This window comes from Blautia sp. HCP28S3_G10, from assembly GCF_052065235.1.
Classification (GTDB): domain Bacteria; phylum Bacillota; class Clostridia; order Lachnospirales; family Lachnospiraceae; genus Blautia_A.
Window position 1 is genome coordinate 1 of the sequence record NZ_JBQHUL010000051.1, and the last position, 17,215, is coordinate 17,215.

At 41.8% G+C, this 17,215-nt stretch carries 19 protein-coding genes and 1 other RNA gene; 16 read left to right on the forward strand and 4 right to left on the reverse strand.

Annotated elements, in window-relative coordinates; all coding sequences use genetic code 11:
* Window positions 1-127: 127 nt before the first annotated feature.
* Window positions 128-856: a class I SAM-dependent methyltransferase gene (locus ACTNB8_RS14875; RefSeq protein WP_441055910.1), complete on the forward strand. Its 729-nt coding sequence runs from the start codon at window positions 128-130 to the stop codon at window positions 854-856.
* Window positions 857-941: 85 nt separating this feature from the next.
* On the opposite strand, the gene ACTNB8_RS14880 is transcribed toward ACTNB8_RS14875, so the two are convergent.
* A complete protein-coding gene (locus tag ACTNB8_RS14880; protein WP_296157491.1) occupies window positions 942-1,178 on the reverse strand; it encodes a helix-turn-helix domain-containing protein in 237 nt (78 codons plus the stop codon).
* A 135-nt stretch (window positions 1,179-1,313) separates the two neighbouring features.
* Here ACTNB8_RS14880 and ACTNB8_RS14885 point away from each other — a divergent pair, with 135 nt between their 5' ends.
* Window positions 1,314-1,517, forward strand: a complete 204-nt coding sequence (locus tag ACTNB8_RS14885; protein ID WP_441055911.1) for a hypothetical protein — start codon at window positions 1,314-1,316, stop codon at window positions 1,515-1,517.
* A 94-nt stretch (window positions 1,518-1,611) separates the two neighbouring features.
* Window positions 1,612-2,583: a DUF6128 domain-containing protein gene (locus ACTNB8_RS14890; protein WP_441055912.1), complete on the forward strand. Its 972-nt coding sequence runs from the start codon at window positions 1,612-1,614 to the stop codon at window positions 2,581-2,583.
* Here ACTNB8_RS14890 and ACTNB8_RS14895 read toward each other — a convergent pair.
* The gene (locus ACTNB8_RS14895) at window positions 2,557-3,255 is read right to left on the reverse strand and encodes an anaerobic ribonucleoside-triphosphate reductase activating protein (RefSeq protein ID WP_441055913.1); all 699 of its coding nucleotides are present in this window, start codon (window positions 3,253-3,255) and stop codon (window positions 2,557-2,559) included. The two genes, ACTNB8_RS14890 and ACTNB8_RS14895, sit on opposite strands and share 27 nt — an antisense overlap.
* Before the next feature lie 127 nt (window positions 3,256-3,382).
* Here ACTNB8_RS14895 and tadA point away from each other — a divergent pair, with 127 nt between their 5' ends.
* Together tadA and ACTNB8_RS14905 are read left to right on the forward strand one after the other, a co-directional pair.
* Window positions 3,383-3,868 (forward strand): tRNA adenosine(34) deaminase TadA, encoded by a 486-nt coding sequence (gene tadA / locus ACTNB8_RS14900; protein WP_441055914.1) that lies wholly within the window; start codon window positions 3,383-3,385, stop codon window positions 3,866-3,868.
* Window positions 3,869-3,908: 40 nt separating this feature from the next.
* On the forward strand, window positions 3,909-4,346 hold the full coding sequence (locus ACTNB8_RS14905; protein WP_296157484.1) for a GatB/YqeY domain-containing protein: 438 nt from the start codon (window positions 3,909-3,911) through the stop codon (window positions 4,344-4,346).
* Between the two features lie 322 nt (window positions 4,347-4,668).
* On the opposite strand, the gene ffs is transcribed toward ACTNB8_RS14905, so the two are convergent.
* Window positions 4,669-4,930: signal recognition particle sRNA large type (gene ffs, locus ACTNB8_RS14910), an RNA gene on the reverse strand.
* 138 nt (window positions 4,931-5,068) lie between these two features.
* Here ffs and ACTNB8_RS14915 point away from each other — a divergent pair.
* The 8 genes from ACTNB8_RS14915 to ACTNB8_RS14950 all read left to right on the forward strand — a co-directional run bounded on the left by ACTNB8_RS14915 (window position 5,069) and on the right by ACTNB8_RS14950 (window position 12,881).
* A complete protein-coding gene (locus ACTNB8_RS14915; RefSeq protein ID WP_296157482.1) occupies window positions 5,069-6,151 on the forward strand; it encodes a 6-phosphofructokinase in 1,083 nt (360 codons plus the stop codon).
* Between the two features lie 74 nt (window positions 6,152-6,225).
* On the forward strand, window positions 6,226-7,827 hold the full coding sequence (gene dnaX, locus ACTNB8_RS14920; protein ID WP_441055915.1) for a DNA polymerase III subunit gamma/tau: 1,602 nt from the start codon (window positions 6,226-6,228) through the stop codon (window positions 7,825-7,827).
* Window positions 7,828-7,914: 87 nt separating this feature from the next.
* Window positions 7,915-8,271 (forward strand): YbaB/EbfC family nucleoid-associated protein, encoded by a 357-nt coding sequence (locus ACTNB8_RS14925; RefSeq protein ID WP_296157479.1) that lies wholly within the window; start codon window positions 7,915-7,917, stop codon window positions 8,269-8,271.
* Window positions 8,271-8,870: a recombination mediator RecR gene (recR, locus tag ACTNB8_RS14930; protein WP_296157476.1), complete on the forward strand. Its 600-nt coding sequence runs from the start codon at window positions 8,271-8,273 to the stop codon at window positions 8,868-8,870. Before ACTNB8_RS14925 ends, recR begins: the two co-directional genes overlap by 1 nt.
* A 60-nt stretch (window positions 8,871-8,930) precedes the next feature.
* A complete protein-coding gene (locus ACTNB8_RS14935; RefSeq protein ID WP_441055916.1) occupies window positions 8,931-10,052 on the forward strand; it encodes a LacI family DNA-binding transcriptional regulator in 1,122 nt (373 codons plus the stop codon).
* A gap of 239 nt (window positions 10,053-10,291) precedes the next feature.
* Window positions 10,292-10,945 (forward strand): fructose-6-phosphate aldolase, encoded by a 654-nt coding sequence (gene fsa, locus ACTNB8_RS14940; RefSeq protein ID WP_296157472.1) that lies wholly within the window; start codon window positions 10,292-10,294, stop codon window positions 10,943-10,945.
* A gap of 170 nt (window positions 10,946-11,115) precedes the next feature.
* Window positions 11,116-11,955 (forward strand): transketolase, encoded by an 840-nt coding sequence (locus ACTNB8_RS14945; RefSeq protein ID WP_441055917.1) that lies wholly within the window; start codon window positions 11,116-11,118, stop codon window positions 11,953-11,955.
* Window positions 11,943-12,881, forward strand: coding sequence for a transketolase family protein (locus ACTNB8_RS14950; RefSeq protein ID WP_441055918.1), 939 nt, complete (start codon window positions 11,943-11,945; stop codon window positions 12,879-12,881). Before ACTNB8_RS14945 ends, ACTNB8_RS14950 begins: the two co-directional genes overlap by 13 nt.
* On the opposite strand, the gene yyaC is transcribed toward ACTNB8_RS14950, so the two are convergent.
* Window positions 12,865-13,419 (reverse strand): spore protease YyaC, encoded by a 555-nt coding sequence (gene yyaC, locus ACTNB8_RS14955; RefSeq protein WP_441055919.1) that lies wholly within the window; start codon window positions 13,417-13,419, stop codon window positions 12,865-12,867. The two genes, ACTNB8_RS14950 and yyaC, sit on opposite strands and share 17 nt — an antisense overlap.
* 161 nt (window positions 13,420-13,580) lie before the next feature.
* On the opposite strand from yyaC, the gene ACTNB8_RS14960 reads away from it, so the two are divergent.
* The 3 genes from ACTNB8_RS14960 to ACTNB8_RS14970 all read left to right on the forward strand — a co-directional run bounded on the left by ACTNB8_RS14960 (window position 13,581) and on the right by ACTNB8_RS14970 (window position 16,943).
* Window positions 13,581-14,858, forward strand: coding sequence for a LysM peptidoglycan-binding domain-containing protein (locus ACTNB8_RS14960; protein ID WP_441055920.1), 1,278 nt, complete (start codon window positions 13,581-13,583; stop codon window positions 14,856-14,858).
* Between the two features lie 101 nt (window positions 14,859-14,959).
* A complete protein-coding gene (locus ACTNB8_RS14965) occupies window positions 14,960-16,213 on the forward strand; it encodes a DUF5711 family protein (protein ID WP_441055921.1) in 1,254 nt (417 codons plus the stop codon).
* A 10-nt stretch (window positions 16,214-16,223) separates the two neighbouring features.
* Window positions 16,224-16,943 carry a CvpA family protein gene (locus ACTNB8_RS14970; RefSeq protein ID WP_441055922.1) on the forward strand — a complete coding sequence of 240 codons (720 nt, stop codon included), beginning with the start codon at window positions 16,224-16,226 and terminating at the stop codon, window positions 16,941-16,943.
* Window positions 16,944-17,215: the final 272 nt, after the last annotated feature.

Consider the following 17,215-nt stretch of genomic DNA (forward strand, 5'->3'; position numbering starts at 1 on the left):
TATTACCTGATTGACACTGGGACAATTATATCATGGGCTTTACTAAGCCTATTGAACAAATATTTATTGAGTTTTCAAGGTACATTTATGTATCTAAAAGATATTATACGATAGACGGAGGGAAAATATGAACAGTAAAATTACCGTCTGCCTCGGTAAAGGCGGGCAGAGAGATATGGCGGAATCTTTTGCCAGGCGAACAGGAGCGGAAATCGTTGAGAACCCGGGAGAGTATCTGACGGTCATGTTTGATTCCAAGGGAGTTTCTCTGGCTGGTTTTGGTCTGACATATCAGGGTGATTTTGAAAACATGCTGCACAGAGTCACAAACGGTCGCCTGCAGCATGAAATGCTGGTTCGGGCTGCGAAATCAGAAAAACCGGGACGCAGAGCCATAGATGCTACGGCAGGCATGGGGGAGGATGCATTCCTTCTTGCAGCACAGGGCTATGAAGTGACATTGTACGAGCAGAATCCGGTGATTGCAGCACTTCTGAAAGATGCACTCCGCCGTGCCAGAAAGAATATGATTCTGAAAGAAATAGCAGAGAGAATGAAACTTGTGGAGGGGAACAGTGTGGAATGTATGGAGAAGCAGCTTGATCCCGTAGATGTGATCTATCTTGATCCGATGTTTCCGGCCAGACAGAAATCGGGCCTCATCAACAAAAAACTCCAGCTTATTCAAAAACTGGAACCACCATGCTCAGCAGAGACGGACCTGTTTGATGCGGCGATTAAAGCCAATCCCTCCAAGATTATTGTGAAACGACCGTTGAAAAGTGAATTTCTTGCCGAAAGAAAACCTTCCTATACTCTGAATGGCAAGGCTATCCGCTACGACTGTTATACCTGACAGATATAAACCAAAATGAAAGAGCAAAACGTTCTACAGATGTGGGGAATAATTCTGAAATATAAATTAAGAAGAAAAAGATATTTTATTGTAGTCCTGCAAAGAAATTTTCAACAGGACACTGGAAGATCTCAGACAGTGCAATCAGTTCACTTACTTTAATGTTCATACGGTTGGTCTCCAGCTTGGCGTAAGTGCTTTTGGTGATCTGGATATCTTTGAGATTCAGTTTTGCAACGACCTGATCCTGTGTAAATCCACAGCGGTAGCGTTCTTTCTGAATGTTCTGACCGATATCCATATCCGGTCGGATTTTCTGCATATGTGATTCCTCTATTATATGATTTTTTTATTAGATTTTCGTAATAAAGAAACTTCTATGCATTGATGATAAGGAGGATTTCCTTTATAATGTTTCGTAATAAGGAAACATTGCAAAGCAGAGGTGAGATGAATTATGGGGAAGATAAAAGAACCGACGGGCATGCTTCTGAATGGGATATACGAGATGTTATACAGGGATGAGATAACGCTGGAACTTGTGCTGGAATATTTTGAAAGAGAACATTATAAGGCAGAAGATCAGTCAGGTACATTAAAAGAATGGCTGTTACAGGGGTATTACAGCTGGAAGGAAGCCAGAATCATTGCCGGTGAGTGAGAAAAAAGTAAAGACTGCATGGATGGGAAAACAGCAGGAATTTACCGCTGTTTTTGCGCATACATATAAATGATAAAAAACAGGAGGTAACGGAGTGGCAGGTTATCGTCGTTTTGTTGCCTATATATATGAGTATCTGAAGGGGAAAAAAGGCGCAAACTGTGGGTTTGTGCGGGTGGAAGAACGGGAACATGTATGCAGGATGGAATTTCATATCTGCTGTGAGGGACTGATTCCGGAGAACAGATGTGAAATGTATGGCTTTGTGAGAAATAAGGGACTTATGGACAGCAGTCTTCTAGGTCAATGTATGACGCAAAAAGATAAAATGGAATATGTAATTGAAACAGATTCCAGAGATATGGGTACGGGAGGATTTGCAGCAGAAAAGCTTGCAGGTCTGATTTTGCTGACAGAAAATGGGGGATTTTTTGGAACTGAGTGGGATGATCAGCCCATACGGCCGGAAAATTTTCACCCTGTAGAGAAAAGTGAAAAACATACAGAAGTATCGGAAACGAAACCAGATGAACCAGTTGCTACAGACATTCACGTACAGTCAGTGGAAGCACCTGCTGTTTCAGAATCTATTCCATCTGTGGAGCCAAATTCTGAATCTGAATCTGCCATCAAGCCCGAAGAACCAGCCCTGAAGTCTGAATCAGATCAGCAATCTGAATCAATACCTGAACGAATACCAAAGCAGAATGCGAATCAGTCCCTACGTCCCCTCCCGGGAACTCCCTGGGAAGCTTTTGAAGACGGAGAAATGACAGAATGCAGAAAAATTAATCTGGACGATCTGCGGGTATTTGGACGCAAAATCTGTATGCTGCGTAATAACCGATTTGTTCAGTATGGATATTATAATTTCGGACATCTTCTGGTATGCAGAAACCGTTCCGGCCAGTATATCCTGGGAATTCCGGGCTGCTATGACCAGCAGGAACGGTTTATGGCAAATATGTTTGGCTTTCCATATTTTAAAGACAGCCATCAGATCAGAGTGCCGAGAGGCAGAGGCGGATACTGGTACCGGTCAGTCGATGCCCCGGATTTCAACTAAAGGAATCGTCCTGAGAAGAATGCTGCGGAATTCTTCAAGTTCTTCCTGAGAGTAGCTGCTGAATCCAGGCTGCATGACTTCTTCAGAGTCCTTGTAAGCCTGGAGATAGTATGCTTTTGCACCCTTCAGCCATTGACCGATTGCTTCAAAATCCTGTCGGCTGTGCAGCTCGTGCACAACGGTGGTACGGAATTCATAATCAACATTACTGTTAAGAAGAAAGTCAACAGTTTCCTGAACTGCCGCAAGATCCGGATGCATCAGCCCTGTAAGTGAACAGTAGTTATCAGGACAGGCTTTTATGTCAACTGCTGTCATCTGGATCAGATTTTTTGCGAAAAGCTCCTTTATAATTTCCGGGTGTGTTCCATTAGTGTCCAATTTGACTGGATATCCAAGTGCACGTATCTGTCTGATAAAATCTTCAAGATCAGCACTGAGAGTAGGCTCGCCACCGGAAATGCAGACTCCTTCCAGAATCCCACGGCGTTTTTTTAGGAAGGTAAATATTTCTTCAGTAGAAATGACAGGTTCCTGTGACGGATGCAGGACAAGTCCGCTGTTTTGGCAGAAAGGACAGCGAAAATTGCATCCTCCGAGAAAAATTGTTGCAGCGACTCTCCCCGGGTAATCCAGGAGAGTTGTTTTGTTTAAACCATGTATAACAGGCATAGGCATCCTCCAAAATACGATTTCCTCTATTCTAGTTTTTATCTGTTGATTTTGCAAGCGGCTTTTACTATACTGAATATCAGAAATCTGTGGACGCGATCTGCAGACAAAGCAGGAGGAAGATCCTTTGACTGAACAGGAAAAATTTATGAAAGAAGCAATCCGTCAGGCAAAAAAAGCCCGGGAACTGGAAGAGGTCCCTATCGGATGTGTGATCGTGTCCGATGGAAAAGTTATTGCCAGAGGATATAATCGGAGAAATACAGACAAAAATACACTTTCACATGCGGAACTGAACGCCATACGTAAAGCCAGCAAAAAGCTTGGCGACTGGCGGCTGGAGGGCTGTACCATGTATGTGACACTGGAACCATGTCAGATGTGTGCCGGCGCCCTGGTGCAGTCGAGAATTGATGAAGTTGTTATAGGAAGTATGAATCCGAAAGCAGGATGTGCCGGATCAGTACTGAATCTTCTGGAGGTCGATGGATTTAATCATAAGGTAAAAATTATCCGGGGAGTTCTGGAAGAAGAATGTTCATCAATGCTGTCGGATTTCTTTAGGGAACTTCGGGCAAAGAAAAAACAACTTAAAATGTCAACTAAAAAGTGATATGATATAAAAAACAGAAAAAAACGAGGAGGATTTTAAAATGACACTGGAAGCATTAAGAAAAGACATGGTTGCAGCCATGAAGGCAAAAGATAAAACAACAAAGGATGCAGTTTCTTCTCTGGTATCAGCAGTTAAGAAAGCCGCAATTGATGAAGGCTGCCGTGATGATGTTCCGGAAGCACTGGTAGACCGTGTGATCCTGAAAGAGATGAAAACAGTCAAAGAACAGCTGGATACCTGCCCGGAAAGCAGAGATGACCTTCGTGCAGAATATCAGGCAAGATACGACGTGATCGCAAAATACGCACCACAGCAGATGGGAGCAGATGAGATACGTAAATATCTTGAAGAAAAATTCGCAGATGTACTGGCTACCAAAAACAAAGGTCAGATCATGAAAGCGGTTATGGGAGACCTGAAAGGCAAAGCAGACGGAAAACTGATCAATCAGGTTGTTGCTGATCTCTGTAAATAAGCTATATCAGATGTGAGATGACTCCCACCTCTTTAGGTGGTGAGGAGCAAATGAGTATCAGTGGTGGGAGTCAATCCCCCATCTGATATAGCCTCCGGCAGGATTGCAGAGATGCGCAAAAGAAATATGTCATGCTTTGCATGACGCGCATCTCGCAGCAAGAATGCCGAGGCATTCTTGAATCAGCAGAATACAGAGAATCTGCCACTGGCAGCTTCTCTTGCATACTTTGGCATAAAAAATACTCTGGAGCTCATAATGAACTTCAGAGTATTATTTTTATTACTGTTTACTTTGTTCACAGCAACATGATTTTTTCTTTACGCGCGCCGCACTTCGGAATGGTCCCATGGACGTTACCTCTACAGTTAACTCAGCCCAGGCACCCTTACGGCACACAAGAGCTTCTGCTTAGTGCTGCTGCATTCCTGCCCTGACACGGTTCACAGATTCCTGTTGCGTAAGACCCAGACGTCAACGCCACTTATAAAGGGCAGCTCCACAGGAGACAAGCCTCGGATTGGCATCACCCCTGCTGTAGCGGATTGCAGGTACAGGGCACCGCTATCTCCCCGGCTGCGCGGAATTTAAGTATAGACGATTTTTGTATACTTGTCAAGTAGGGGTAAAATATTATATAATAGGTTTCAGGCATATGTTGCTGCAAAAGTAACAGGTATACTATAGCACAGATGATGTGCAGTCAGGAGGATACTGAGACTATGATTAAAAGAATCGGTTTATTAACAAGTGGTGGTGACTGCCAGGCTCTTAATGCTACAATGAGAGGCGTGGTAAAAGCTCTTTCAAACGCAGTGGATGATTTGGAAGTTTATGGATTTGATGATGGTTACAAAGGCCTGATCTATGGTAAATATCATATGCTGACCGCAAAGGATTTCTCAGGAATTCTTACCAGAGGAGGAACAATTCTTGGTACTTCCCGTCAGCCGTTTAAACTGATGCGTGTACCGGATGAAAAAGGACTTGACAAAGTAGAGGCAATGAAGCAGACATATTATAAACTCTGCCTGGACTGCCTGGTTATTCTGGGAGGAAATGGAACACAGAAAACAGCCAATCTTCTGAGAGAAGAAGGGTTAAATATTATTCACCTGCCAAAGACCATAGACAACGATATTTTTGGTACAGATATGACATTTGGATTCCAGAGTGCAGTTAATATTGCCACAAATGCTATTGACTGTATTCATACAACAGCGACATCTCACGGACGTGTGTTTATCGTTGAGATCATGGGACACAAGGTCGGAAGCCTGACACTGCATGCGGGTATTGCCGGCGGTGCAGATATTATTCTGATTCCTGAAATTCCTTACGATATCAAGAAAGTCTGCGAGGCAATCAAAAACCGTAACAAAGCAGGTAAACGTTTTACGATCCTTGCTGTTGCAGAGGGAGCTGTTTCCAAAGAAGATGCAGAACTTCCAAAGAAAAAATACAAAGAGAAATTGGAAGCCAGAGCAAAAAAATATCCGTCTGTTTCCTATGAAATTGCAGATCGTATCAACAAAGAACTGGGAAGTGAAGTACGAGTTACTGTTCCGGGACATATTCAGAGAGGCGGAGAACCGTGCCCGTATGACCGTGTTCTTTCCACAAGAATCGGTGCAGGTGCTGCGGAAGCTATCCTTGATGAAGAATATGGTGTTATGATTGGTGTGATCAATGGAAAAATTAAACGAGTACCGTTGGAAGAATGTGCCGGTAAACTCAAAATGGTTTCCCCGAAGGACCAGATCGTAAAAGCTGCAAAACAGATTGGTATCAGCTTCGGAGACTGATAATATCGCCGCAGAATTTTTTTTCTGCGGCGGCTTAATGCCTGTGAAACAGGCAGCATGAGAGGAGCATAATTATGAGTTATACTGCCCTGTATCGAAAATTCAGGCCGGATAATTTTGCTGATGTCAAAGGGCAGGACCATATTGTAACTACTTTGACGAATCAGATAAAGGCCAACCGTATCGGGCATGCATATCTGTTCTGTGGTACGAGAGGAACCGGTAAGACTACAGTGGCCAAGATTCTTGCAAAAGCAGTCAACTGTCAGCATCCGGTGAATGGCAGTCCATGCAATGAGTGTGAGATGTGCAAAGCCATTCAGGCGGGAACTTCCATGAATGTTATCGAGATTGATGCAGCTTCAAACAATGGTGTTGATAATATCCGTGAGATCAGAGAAGAGGTTACCTATCGTCCTACAGAAGGCAACTACAAAGTTTATATTATTGACGAGGTTCATATGCTTTCTACAGGAGCATTTAATGCGCTGCTGAAAACACTGGAGGAACCGCCGTCTTATGTGATTTTTATTCTGGCAACAACAGAAGCACACAAGATTCCTATCACAATTCTGTCCAGATGCCAGAGATATGATTTTCACAGGATAACTATAGATACGATTGCGGCAAGGCTGACAGAACTTCTGAAGATTGAAGGTGTGGAGGCTGAGGAAAAAGCAGTTCGATATGTGGCAAAAGCAGGAGATGGCTCCATGCGAGATGCCCTGAGTCTTCTGGATCAGTGTATTGCATTTTATCTGGGACAGACACTTACTTATGACAAGGTCCTGGAAGTCCTGGGAGCAGTGGATACAGAAGTATTCAGCAAACTTCTCCGCAAAGTACTTGCGGGTGATGTGACAGCGTCCATACGAATTTTGGAAGAGCTGATCGTGGGCGGACGGGAACTGAGTCAGTTTGTAGGAGATTTTACCTGGTATATGAGAAATCTTCTTCTTGTAAAAACATCAGACAATCCGGAAGAGGCTATTGATGTTTCTTCCGAAAACCTCAAACTTCTGAAAGAAGAAAGTGAAATGACGGATGTGGACACTCTGATGAGGTATATCCGTATTTTCTCAGAACTTTCCAATCAGATACGATATGCCACACAGAAAAGAGTTCTGGTTGAAATTGCGCTGATCAAACTGTGCAGACCTGCAATGGAAACTAATCTTGATTCTGTTCTGGACCGAATCAGGGTACTGGAACAGAAGATGGAAGAACGTCCTGTCCAACAGGTGATGGTTCGCTCAGCAGAAAAGAGCCTGACACAGGAGAATATACAGCAGTCGAAGCCGCCCCAGAAAGCGGCGCCGGAAGATCTGCAGAAAATTGTGGCTAACTGGAAGGTGATCGTCAATCAGACGACAGCCGCTTTCAAACAGGCACTTATACATTCAATTCCGAAGTACAATGGTGAAACAGGCGAGCCGATACTCTTTGTGGAATTTCAGACACCACTGGGAAGGCTCTATCCAGATGATTCTGAGGCAAAACAGGAACTTCAGAATATCATAGAACAACAGACAGGCAAAAGCGTGGAACTCCATATGCTGGTAGCAGAGGATCATCAGCAGACCAATCTGGCGCAGGTGACTGTAGAACAGGCAATCAGACAGAATATCCATATGGATGTTGTGGTCGAGGAGGAACCTGGCTCACATATTAAATGATGCCAGGATTAAGAGAGCGTGTGACACGGAACAATTTGCAGGTATCATATAATATAAAACAACAAAATCAACAGGAGGATTTTAACAATGGCAAAACGTGGAGGATTCCCGGGCATGGGTATGCCGGGAAATATGAATAATCTTATGAAACAGGCGCAGAAAATGCAGCGTCAGATGGAAGAAAATCAGAAAGCGCTGGAAGAAAAAGAATTCACAGCAACAGCAGGCGGTGGTGCTGTAGAGGTGACTATCTCAGGTAAGCGTGAAGTAACCAAAGTAACCCTTGCAGAAGAAGTTGTGGATCCTGATGATATTGAGATGCTGGAAGATCTTATCGTTGCTGCAACAAATGAAGCGCTTCGCAAAGTAGAAGAAGAGTCTACAGCAGTTATGTCCAAACTTACAGGAGGCCTTGGAAGTCTTGGCGGAGGCCTTCCGTTCTGATGGAATACTACAGTACGCATATCAACAAGCTGATCGAGCAACTGTCCCATCTTCCGGGAATTGGACCGAAATCAGCGCAGAGGCTGGCTTTTCATATTATGAATATGCCTAAGGATCAGGTGGAACAGCTGACGTCTTCTATTACAGGTGCGCGTGAAAAAATTCGTTACTGCAAAAAATGCTGTACATTGACGGATCAGGAATTATGTCCGATCTGCAGTAATCCCAAGAGAGATGCTTCGACCATAATGGTAGTAGAAAACACCCGGGATCTGGCTGCTTACGAAAAAACGGGCAAATTCGACGGCGTTTATCATGTGCTTCATGGTGCGATTTCCCCAATGCTGGGAATCGGCCCTGATGATATCCGCCTGAAAGAACTGATGCAGCGCCTTCAGACAGATAATGTGAAAGAGGTCATTATTGCCACAAACTCCAGTCTGGAAGGTGAAACAACAGCCATGTATATCAGTAAACTGATTAAGCCTACGGGAATCAAAGTCAGCAGAATTGCAAGCGGGGTACCTGTGGGAGGAGATCTGGAATATATTGACGAAGTAACACTGCTTCGTGCACTGGAAGGAAGGGTGGAACTCTGATAAGAGCTCTGCCCTTTTTGGGCAATCAGATTTTTCAGAATTCCAAAAGGAGAAAAACAGATGGCAAGGAAAAAAATAACTTCTTCTCAGGTTGCAGAAAAAGCAGGGGTTTCTCAGGCAACTGTATCCATGGTACTTAACAGAAAAAATAATGTCTCATTTTCTGCGGAAACAATCGAAAAAGTTGAAAATGCAGCCAGAGAACTTGGATATGAACTGCCTGGCAGAAAGAAGAAACAGAAGGAAATCAGAAAAGAAAAACTGATCGTGGTCTTCTGCCCCACACTGACCAGTCCATATTATGTACTTCTTCTGCAGGGGATTGAATCTGTTGCGAATGAAAAGGGATATGGTGTTTTTATCTGTAATACACAGAGAGATGCAGGGCTGGAAGAAAAATATCTTCGCATGATACGGACGATCAATCCGCAGGGAATTATTTATGCATGTAATCCGCACCCTGATTTTCAGCAAAAAGTAGAAGAGCTTGCAAAAGAGCTTCCAGTTGTTATCATCAGTAACAAAGAAAAGACGACTACTGTAGATGCCATAAATCAGGATAATTCGGAAGTTGGCCGGTTGATGGCCAGACATCTTCTTGATCTTGGGCACAGAGATGTGGCTTTCATCACGCCGCCTCTGACACGAAGACAATGGCAGCGCTCCAGAAGAATAGAGGGATTTATCAGCGAATTTGAAAAAGAAGGGCTGAAAGGCCATGTTCGGATCAAGGCGGCAGATGTATCTATAGAACGGCGTTTACCCAGAATGGATTCGGAGTATTCTATGGGATACCAGCTTACGAGAGAACTACTGGATGAGGGCTGTCACTTTACTGCGATCGCAGGACAGAATGACATGATGGCTTTTGGCGCGATTGATGCGTTGGAGGAAGCAAGAGTCAGAGTCCCAAAAGATGTGTCAGTGATTGGCTGTGACGATATTTTTTATTCAGGTATCCGCAGACTGTCGCTTACAACGATCGATCACTTTGTTGCACTGAAAGGCAGAGACGCCTGCGACATCATTATAAGGAAGATTACAACTAATGATCAGTTTTATACAGGACTTCAGCCTACAAGTCTTTATAATATAGAATATACGCCCAAGCTGATCGCACGCAAAACAACCTCTTATGCCAGGACAGGTAAGGCATTCTGGGAAAAAAGTGATGTAATATAAATTGTCTGATTGTAATTATTAATAATAATTTCGGAGATGCACATTTAGAATAATGATATTTTGATATTTTTTCCAGATAGATCAATTAAATATACATTAAATTGTCATGTGTAATTAATAAAAGTATAAATTATTAATAAAATAATTATTAATAATAGACACGCTTCTTGACCTGAAACAAGTATCTGATATAATGAAATTATCAAAATGCAGACAACAAAATTCAGGAGGAAAAAGTGATGAAATTTTTTATTGACACAGCAAATGTAGAGGATATCCGTAAAGCTAATGACATGGGAATTATTTGTGGTGTCACCACAAACCCTTCTCTGATCGCAAAAGAAGGAAGAGATTTCAACGAAGTAATCAAAGAAATTACATCTATCGTTGACGGACCTATCAGTGGAGAAGTAAAAGCAACTACCACAGATGCGGAGGGAATGATTGCAGAAGGCCGTGAAATTGCAAAAATCCATCCGAATATGGTTGTAAAAATTCCTATGACAGGAGAAGGATTAAAAGCAGTAAAGGTTCTCTCAAAAGAAGGAATCAAAACAAACGTTACACTGATTTTTACTGCTAACCAGGCACTTCTTGCTGCAAGAGCAGGTGCAACCTATGTATCTCCGTTCCTCGGAAGACTGGATGATATTTCTACAGACGGACTTGCACTTATTCGGCAGATTGTTGAAATGTTTGAAGTTGCAGGAATTACAACGGAGATTATCTGTGCAAGTGTTCGTCATCCGATTCATGTAACAGAATGTGCACTTGCAGGAGCTGATATTGCAACTGTTCCATATAAAGTTCTCGAACAGATGCTTCATCATCCTCTGACAGATGCCGGAATCGAAAAATTCCAGAAAGACTACAAAGCAGTATTCGGAGAATAATTAAGAAGGTTATATATATTGCACGCTACAGAGTACTTGACGAAAGTGGGCAGCAGGTTGTAGTATGAAGTTATTACTGTGAACGGAGTGAACAGTAATTTGAATCTGGCAGTAACTGTCGGGAGACTGAACAGTTACATCTTGTAAAAAAATAACAGGAGAAGACAATCATGGAAAAATTAGAACTTCAGAAGATTGCAAACGAAGTCCGCAAGGACATTGTTACTGCAGTTCATGCTGCAAAAGCCGGCCATCCGGGTGGCTCTTTGTCAGCAGCTGATTTATTTACCTATCTGTATTTTGAAGAAATGAACATTGATCCGAAAGATCCGAAAAAAGCAGACAGAGACCGTTTTGTGCTGTCCAAAGGCCATACAGCACCAGGATTGTATTCTGTGCTTGCAGAAAAAGGTTACTTCCCGAAAGAGGATCTCAAGACTCTTCGCCATCTCGGATCTTATCTTCAGGGACATCCGGATATGAAACATATTCCGGGAGTAGACATGTCCAGTGGATCCCTGGGACAGGGAATTTCCGCAGCTGTAGGCATGGCTCTTTCTGCAAAACTCAGCAACGAATCCTACAGAGTATATACTCTTCTTGGAGATGGTGAGATTCAGGAAGGGCAGGTATGGGAAGCAGCAATGTTCGCAGGTGCCCGTAAACTGGACAATCTTGTTGTGATTGTTGACAACAACGGACTTCAGATTGACGGAAATATCGCAGATGTATGTTCTCCATATCCAATCGACAAGAAATTTGAAGCATTTAATTTCCATGTGATCAATGTTGCAGATGGAAATGACATGGATCAGCTGAAGGCAGCTTTTGATGAGGCAAGAACTGTAAAGGGAATGCCGGTAGCAATCATAATGAAGACTGTAAAAGGCAAAGGTGTATCCTTCATGGAAAATCAGGTTGGATGGCACGGAAAAGCTCCAAATGATGAACAGTATGCACAGGCAATGGAAGATCTGGAAAAGGTAGGTGAAGCATTATGTCAGAAGTAAAGAAAATTGCAACAAGAGCCAGTTATGGAAGTGCTCTGGTGGAACTTGGAAAAGAACATGAAGATCTGATTGTTCTGGATGCTGACCTTGCTGCCGCTACTCAGACTGGTATGTTCAAAAAAGAATTTCCAGATCGTCATATCGACTGCGGAATCGCTGAATGTAATATGATCGGTATTGCAGCAGGACTTGCTACAACTGGCAAGGTTCCGTTTGCAAGTACATTTGCAATGTTTGCAGCAGGACGTGCTTTCGAGCAGGTACGAAACTCTGTTGGCTATCCGCATTTAAATGTCAAAATTGGTGCTACACATGGAGGAATTTCTGTAGGTGAAGATGGAGCAACTCATCAGTGCTGTGAAGATTTTGCCATTATGCGTGTTATTCCGGGAATGGTTGTTATGTCTCCTGCCGATGATATTGAAGCAAAAGCAATGGTTAAAGCAGCCTATGAATATGTAGGACCTGTATATATGCGTTTTGGACGTCTGGCTGTTCCGGTTATTAATGACAGACCAGATTATAAATTTGAACTGGGCAAAGGAATTGTCCTTCGTGAGGGAAAAGATCTTACAATCGTTGCAAATGGTCTTTGCGTTGCAGCTTCTCTGGAAGCAGCAGAGAAACTTGCATCAGATGGTATTGATGCAAAGGTTATTAATATCCATACAATCAAACCGTTAGATGAAGAACTGATCATTGCTGCAGCTAAGGAAACAGGAAAAATAGTTACAGTAGAAGAGCATTCTGTGATTGGCGGACTTGGTGGAGCAGTATGTGAATGTCTTGCAGAAAAAGCTCCTGTACCGGTAAAACGTATCGGTATTAATGATAGATTTGGAGAGTCAGGACCGGCAGCTGCGCTTCTTGAAAAATATGGTCTGGATGCAGAAGGTATCTACAAACAGATTAAAGAGTTTGTATAAGTCCTGAAGTGTTCAGGATTGGAAGCAGTCCGCGGGCAATGGTATCAGCCAGTGAAATGACCGTAGAAATTCGTGTTGTCTGCAGAGTGAGCTGTGCCAGTATTCCCGAGATGTTTACAATTCCTGTAATATGAATGTCGCCAACCGGCGGCAGATGCTTCTGAACGGCAGCACCTGGGTATAATGAACCATTATCAATGGTTACATAGCCCAGGTGCTTTTTTTGTCCAAGAGAAGCATCAATGGCAATAATAAGACTGTCAGGATGGTGCTGGTGTATATAATTGAGAACAGGTTCGAGATTCAGAGCGTGAACAGGTTTCTGAAGTGTGCCATAGACAGAAACACCGGCAGTTGTACAGGAATCAAGCAGCTGTCCGACAAAAGGTCCAAGACAGTCGCCTATGATCCGGTCTGATCCGATACAGAGAAATACCATTTCTGACCAGGAAGCGTTATGCCGCTGTATGCATTTGTGAAGGGCTCTGGTTATTTTCTCGGGTGCTTCTGTGTGATTGGAATTAATATAAAATGGCATAAAATAATCCTCTCTTATTTGTACTGATTTATTGTATCCACAAAGATGAAATCTTATGCCTTTTGCAAAATATGTCGTTAAATTCTTTGAACAGGCTCTTACATTCTGCTAAATTCTGCGTTTTTTATATGCTATTCTGTTAGCCGAAGGGGTGATAGAATATGATAGAAGTCATCTATAAAGATGAAAAACAGGAGTCGAAGGGGAATGAGGAAGTTTTTGAACTGCCAAGAAATATACGTCAGATAGGACTGGGAAATGGGGATTACAGAATATATATGGAAGATTACGTATATACTTTTCTGGGAAAACTTACTCAGTCAGAAGAAGATGATAAGGAAAAAAGCAGATTCGCAGTACTGACAGGAAAACTGGGGCGTAATGATGGAATTGTTTATGTTTTCGTGAAGGGAGCAATAACCGTAGAGGACGAAGAAATAACAGAAGATCATATCAATCTGACAGATGCGTTGTGGCAGGAAATACATGAAGAACAGGAAAAATATTTTGAAGGACAGGAAATAGTAGGATGGTTTTTTGGAGAAAAAGGGATGGCGATGGAAGTGCCAGATCTTTTTCTTAAGGTGCATCTGAAACATTTTGGCAGTGACAAGATCCTTATGCTTATGGATCCGGGCGAAAAAGAAGAAGCATTTTTCAGATATGATAATAATTTTCTCATCAGGCAGAATGGATTTTATCTGTATTATGAGAAAAATCCTCAAATGCAAAATTATATGATAGAAAAAAATCCGGAGTTTTATAAAAATCAGAAAGAAGAAATACCGGATGAAGCGGTGCATACATTCAGAAAGATTATACAGAAAAAGAACAGGGCGAAAAAACAGGAGACAGAAGAACATACTTCTGTTTTTTCTTATGCAGCAACAGCATGTCTGGTTCTGGCAATAGCAGCAGTTGGCGGAAAGGTTTATCAGAACTACCAGCTGATGGAGACTGCGGAACGGAAGGCGGAGCAGGTTTCGGCAAATACAGTTGTACAGGAGGTGGAGGAAAGCAAAGTAACGAAAGCCCCGATTAAAAAGAAAGTTACAGGAACTCCGAAAGCCGCTGCGACAGTGACGCCTGTTGTAACAAGTACAATAACAGAAGCTTCGGCTAAAGAAGCACCGACAGTTACAAAAATGGCAGAAAATAAGGAGATAGCAAAAACAGAAACAACGATAATGTCAGCTCCGCCTGAATCAGATAAAGTATATCGTGAGGAATCGGATACACGAAAAGCAGAGAAAAGAATGCGGGAAACAGAGACAAGTGCCACATCCCGGAATACCTATGTTATACGTCCGGGTGATACATTATATCAGATCAGTGTTGCAAATTACGGGACAACAGAAAAAGTATCAGATATATGCAAAGCCAATGGGATCGCAGAGGACGAGATCATTTATCCGGGACAAATAATTGTATTGCCCTGAAAACTCTGCTATAATAAAAAACAATCAACAAAAGTGAAAATATTTTTCTAACAAACAAAACAAAGGTGATTTCCGTAGTCCGGTAATCAGAGGAAGATATAATGGCAAATATATTTCAGAAAATAAAAAGAAAGCGAAGAAGAAAGAAAATTCAGGCGCAGAAAGCACGTGCAGAGCAGGAGCAGCAAAGTAAAAACAACCGAAACAATAATGACGACGACTACATGACAAAATTATCCAGACATAAGCATGCAGAACTCAGAAAAGGTCTGATGACAGCAGTTGTAGTTATTGCGGCAGCGGCGGCTGTTATTATTTATATAGAAAAACGCAGTTATCATAATTACAAAGTTATTCAGACCAGCGAACAGGAAGATGTTGTATCGACCAAATATGAAGAAATGGATGGCAAAATCCTTCGATACAGTCCGGATGGAGCATCTCTGGTTAACGGGAAAATGGAATCATACTGGAGTGCTTTGTATGAAATGCAGAATCCGGTTGCAGATGTTAAAGGCAGCAAAGCGGTAATTGCAGATCAGGATGGCACACTTATAGAAATTTTTGATAATGACGGTGAAACTGGAAACATAACTACTTCATATAGTATTGTAAAAGCAACAATTTCATCAAGCGGTATGGTTGCGGCAATTCTTGATGGAGGAGATGCTACATGGATAAACTTTTACGGTTCAGATGGAAGTCTGATAGCAGAAAATCAGACACATATTTCAGATCCAGGATATCCTATGGATGTGGTTGTCTCAGACAGTGGAGATATTATGATGGTCACTTATCAGTTTGTGGATGGAAGTAATACAACCAGTTATGTGGCCTTTTATAATTTCAGTGATGTTGGTCAGAGCGAAGATAACCGAATTGTCAGTGGATACACATATGAGGGTGTTGTTGTACCGCAGATAGAATATCTTTCCGGAAATAAGTCCGTAGCCATAAGAGATGATGGATTTACAATATATAGCGGAAGTCAGATTCCGAAAGAAAAAACTACAGTAAGTACCCAAAAAGAAATAGTCAGCACATTTTATGATGACAGTAATATAGGTCTGGTGTTTAAAAGCGGAAATAAAGACAAACCGTATACAATGCAGGTGTATGGAACAGATGGAAAAATGAAATTTGAAAAAAACTTTAATATTCCTTATACAACCATAAAGATGAGTGGCGGGAATATCCTCCTGTATAATAGTTCCCAGATGTGCGTGATGAATAACAGAGGGGTAGAAAAATACAGCGGGACTGTAGATGGTTCAATCAGTAATTTTATAAAAATAGGATGGAATCGTTATCTCCTTGTTATGGACAACGGCGTAGAGGTAATTAAATTAACTTAAGAGGTGCAGAATGACATTGACCTGGCTTGGAGCTGTAGTGGCAGGTATACTTCTCTTTTCAGGACACAGAGGATACAAAAAAGGTTTTATAAGAGAAATTGTATCGTTTTTCTTTGTGTTTCTTGCAATTGCGCTTGCGTGGGCAGTGAATCCGTATGTAAATGATTTCCTTATGGAAAAAACTCCGGTATATCAGAAAATTCAGGAGAACTGTAAGAAACTTTCGGGTTTGCAGAATGAGACCGAATCAGAGGAAAATACTGGAGATGAAGAACAGAAACAGAAGAGCGTCATAGAGGCACTTGGACTTCCGCAGATATTGCAACAGAGCCTGGAGGCGAATAACACGGAAGCTGTATATGGCTATCTGTCCGTGAATACTTTTACAGAATATATAACGGGATATCTGGCGAGATCAATTATGAATGGATTATCATTTGTTATTTCGTATATATTTGCAACACTCCTGATAAAAGGCGCAACATGTATCCTGGATATTATAACAGGCCTTCCTGTGATAAACAGCGCAAATCGGCTTACCGGAGGAGCGGTAGGAATTGCAAAAGGGCTGTTGTTTGTATGGCTGGGATTTCTTGTGCTTACAGTATTGTGTAATACAGAAGTAGGTAAAAAGGGACTTTCATTGATAGAGAAAGACAGTTTTTTGCAGCTGCTGTATAAGTATGATGTGTTTGTAAATTTCTTTATGAATATTTTTAACGGAAATTAAAAAAAGTACTTGACGAATATTGGAAAAGAATGGTATACTAAAGCTCGCTTCGGTAAGAAGCGGGCTTTTTTAAAAAACAAATCAAATACAGATTTGAAAAAAATAAAAAAAGTGCTTGACAGATTAAAAAAGATATGGTAATCTAATTAAGCTGTCGCAAGACAAAGAACATTGATAACTGAACAGTGAAACACATACGATTCTCGAAAATTTCTTTAAATTAAATTTTTAAGAACAAACCTTAAAACAGTAAAACGGGAAGATAGCCAAGT

Coding starts and splice junctions, on each gene's coding strand:
- ACTNB8_RS14875 (WP_441055910.1), top strand. CDS start 128: ATGAACAGTAAAATTACCGTCTGCCTCGGTAAAGGCGGGCAGAGAGAT.
- ACTNB8_RS14880 (WP_296157491.1), bottom strand. CDS start 1,178: ATGCAGAAAATCCGACCGGATATGGATATCGGTCAGAACATTCAGAAA.
- ACTNB8_RS14885 (WP_441055911.1), top strand. CDS start 1,314: ATGGGGAAGATAAAAGAACCGACGGGCATGCTTCTGAATGGGATATAC.
- ACTNB8_RS14895 (WP_441055913.1), bottom strand. CDS start 3,255: ATGCCTGTTATACATGGTTTAAACAAAACAACTCTCCTGGATTACCCG.
- ACTNB8_RS14905 (WP_296157484.1), top strand. CDS start 3,909: ATGACACTGGAAGCATTAAGAAAAGACATGGTTGCAGCCATGAAGGCA.
- ACTNB8_RS14915 (WP_296157482.1), top strand. CDS start 5,069: ATGATTAAAAGAATCGGTTTATTAACAAGTGGTGGTGACTGCCAGGCT.
- dnaX (WP_441055915.1), top strand. CDS start 6,226: ATGAGTTATACTGCCCTGTATCGAAAATTCAGGCCGGATAATTTTGCT.
- ACTNB8_RS14925 (WP_296157479.1), top strand. CDS start 7,915: ATGGCAAAACGTGGAGGATTCCCGGGCATGGGTATGCCGGGAAATATG.
- recR (WP_296157476.1), top strand. CDS start 8,271: ATGGAATACTACAGTACGCATATCAACAAGCTGATCGAGCAACTGTCC.
- ACTNB8_RS14935 (WP_441055916.1), top strand. CDS start 8,931: ATGGCAAGGAAAAAAATAACTTCTTCTCAGGTTGCAGAAAAAGCAGGG.
- fsa (WP_296157472.1), top strand. CDS start 10,292: ATGAAATTTTTTATTGACACAGCAAATGTAGAGGATATCCGTAAAGCT.
- ACTNB8_RS14945 (WP_441055917.1), top strand. CDS start 11,116: ATGGAAAAATTAGAACTTCAGAAGATTGCAAACGAAGTCCGCAAGGAC.
- ACTNB8_RS14950 (WP_441055918.1), top strand. CDS start 11,943: ATGTCAGAAGTAAAGAAAATTGCAACAAGAGCCAGTTATGGAAGTGCT.
- yyaC (WP_441055919.1), bottom strand. CDS start 13,419: ATGCCATTTTATATTAATTCCAATCACACAGAAGCACCCGAGAAAATA.
- ACTNB8_RS14960 (WP_441055920.1), top strand. CDS start 13,581: ATGATAGAAGTCATCTATAAAGATGAAAAACAGGAGTCGAAGGGGAAT.
- ACTNB8_RS14965 (WP_441055921.1), top strand. CDS start 14,960: ATGGCAAATATATTTCAGAAAATAAAAAGAAAGCGAAGAAGAAAGAAA.
- ACTNB8_RS14970 (WP_441055922.1), top strand. CDS start 16,224: ATGACATTGACCTGGCTTGGAGCTGTAGTGGCAGGTATACTTCTCTTT.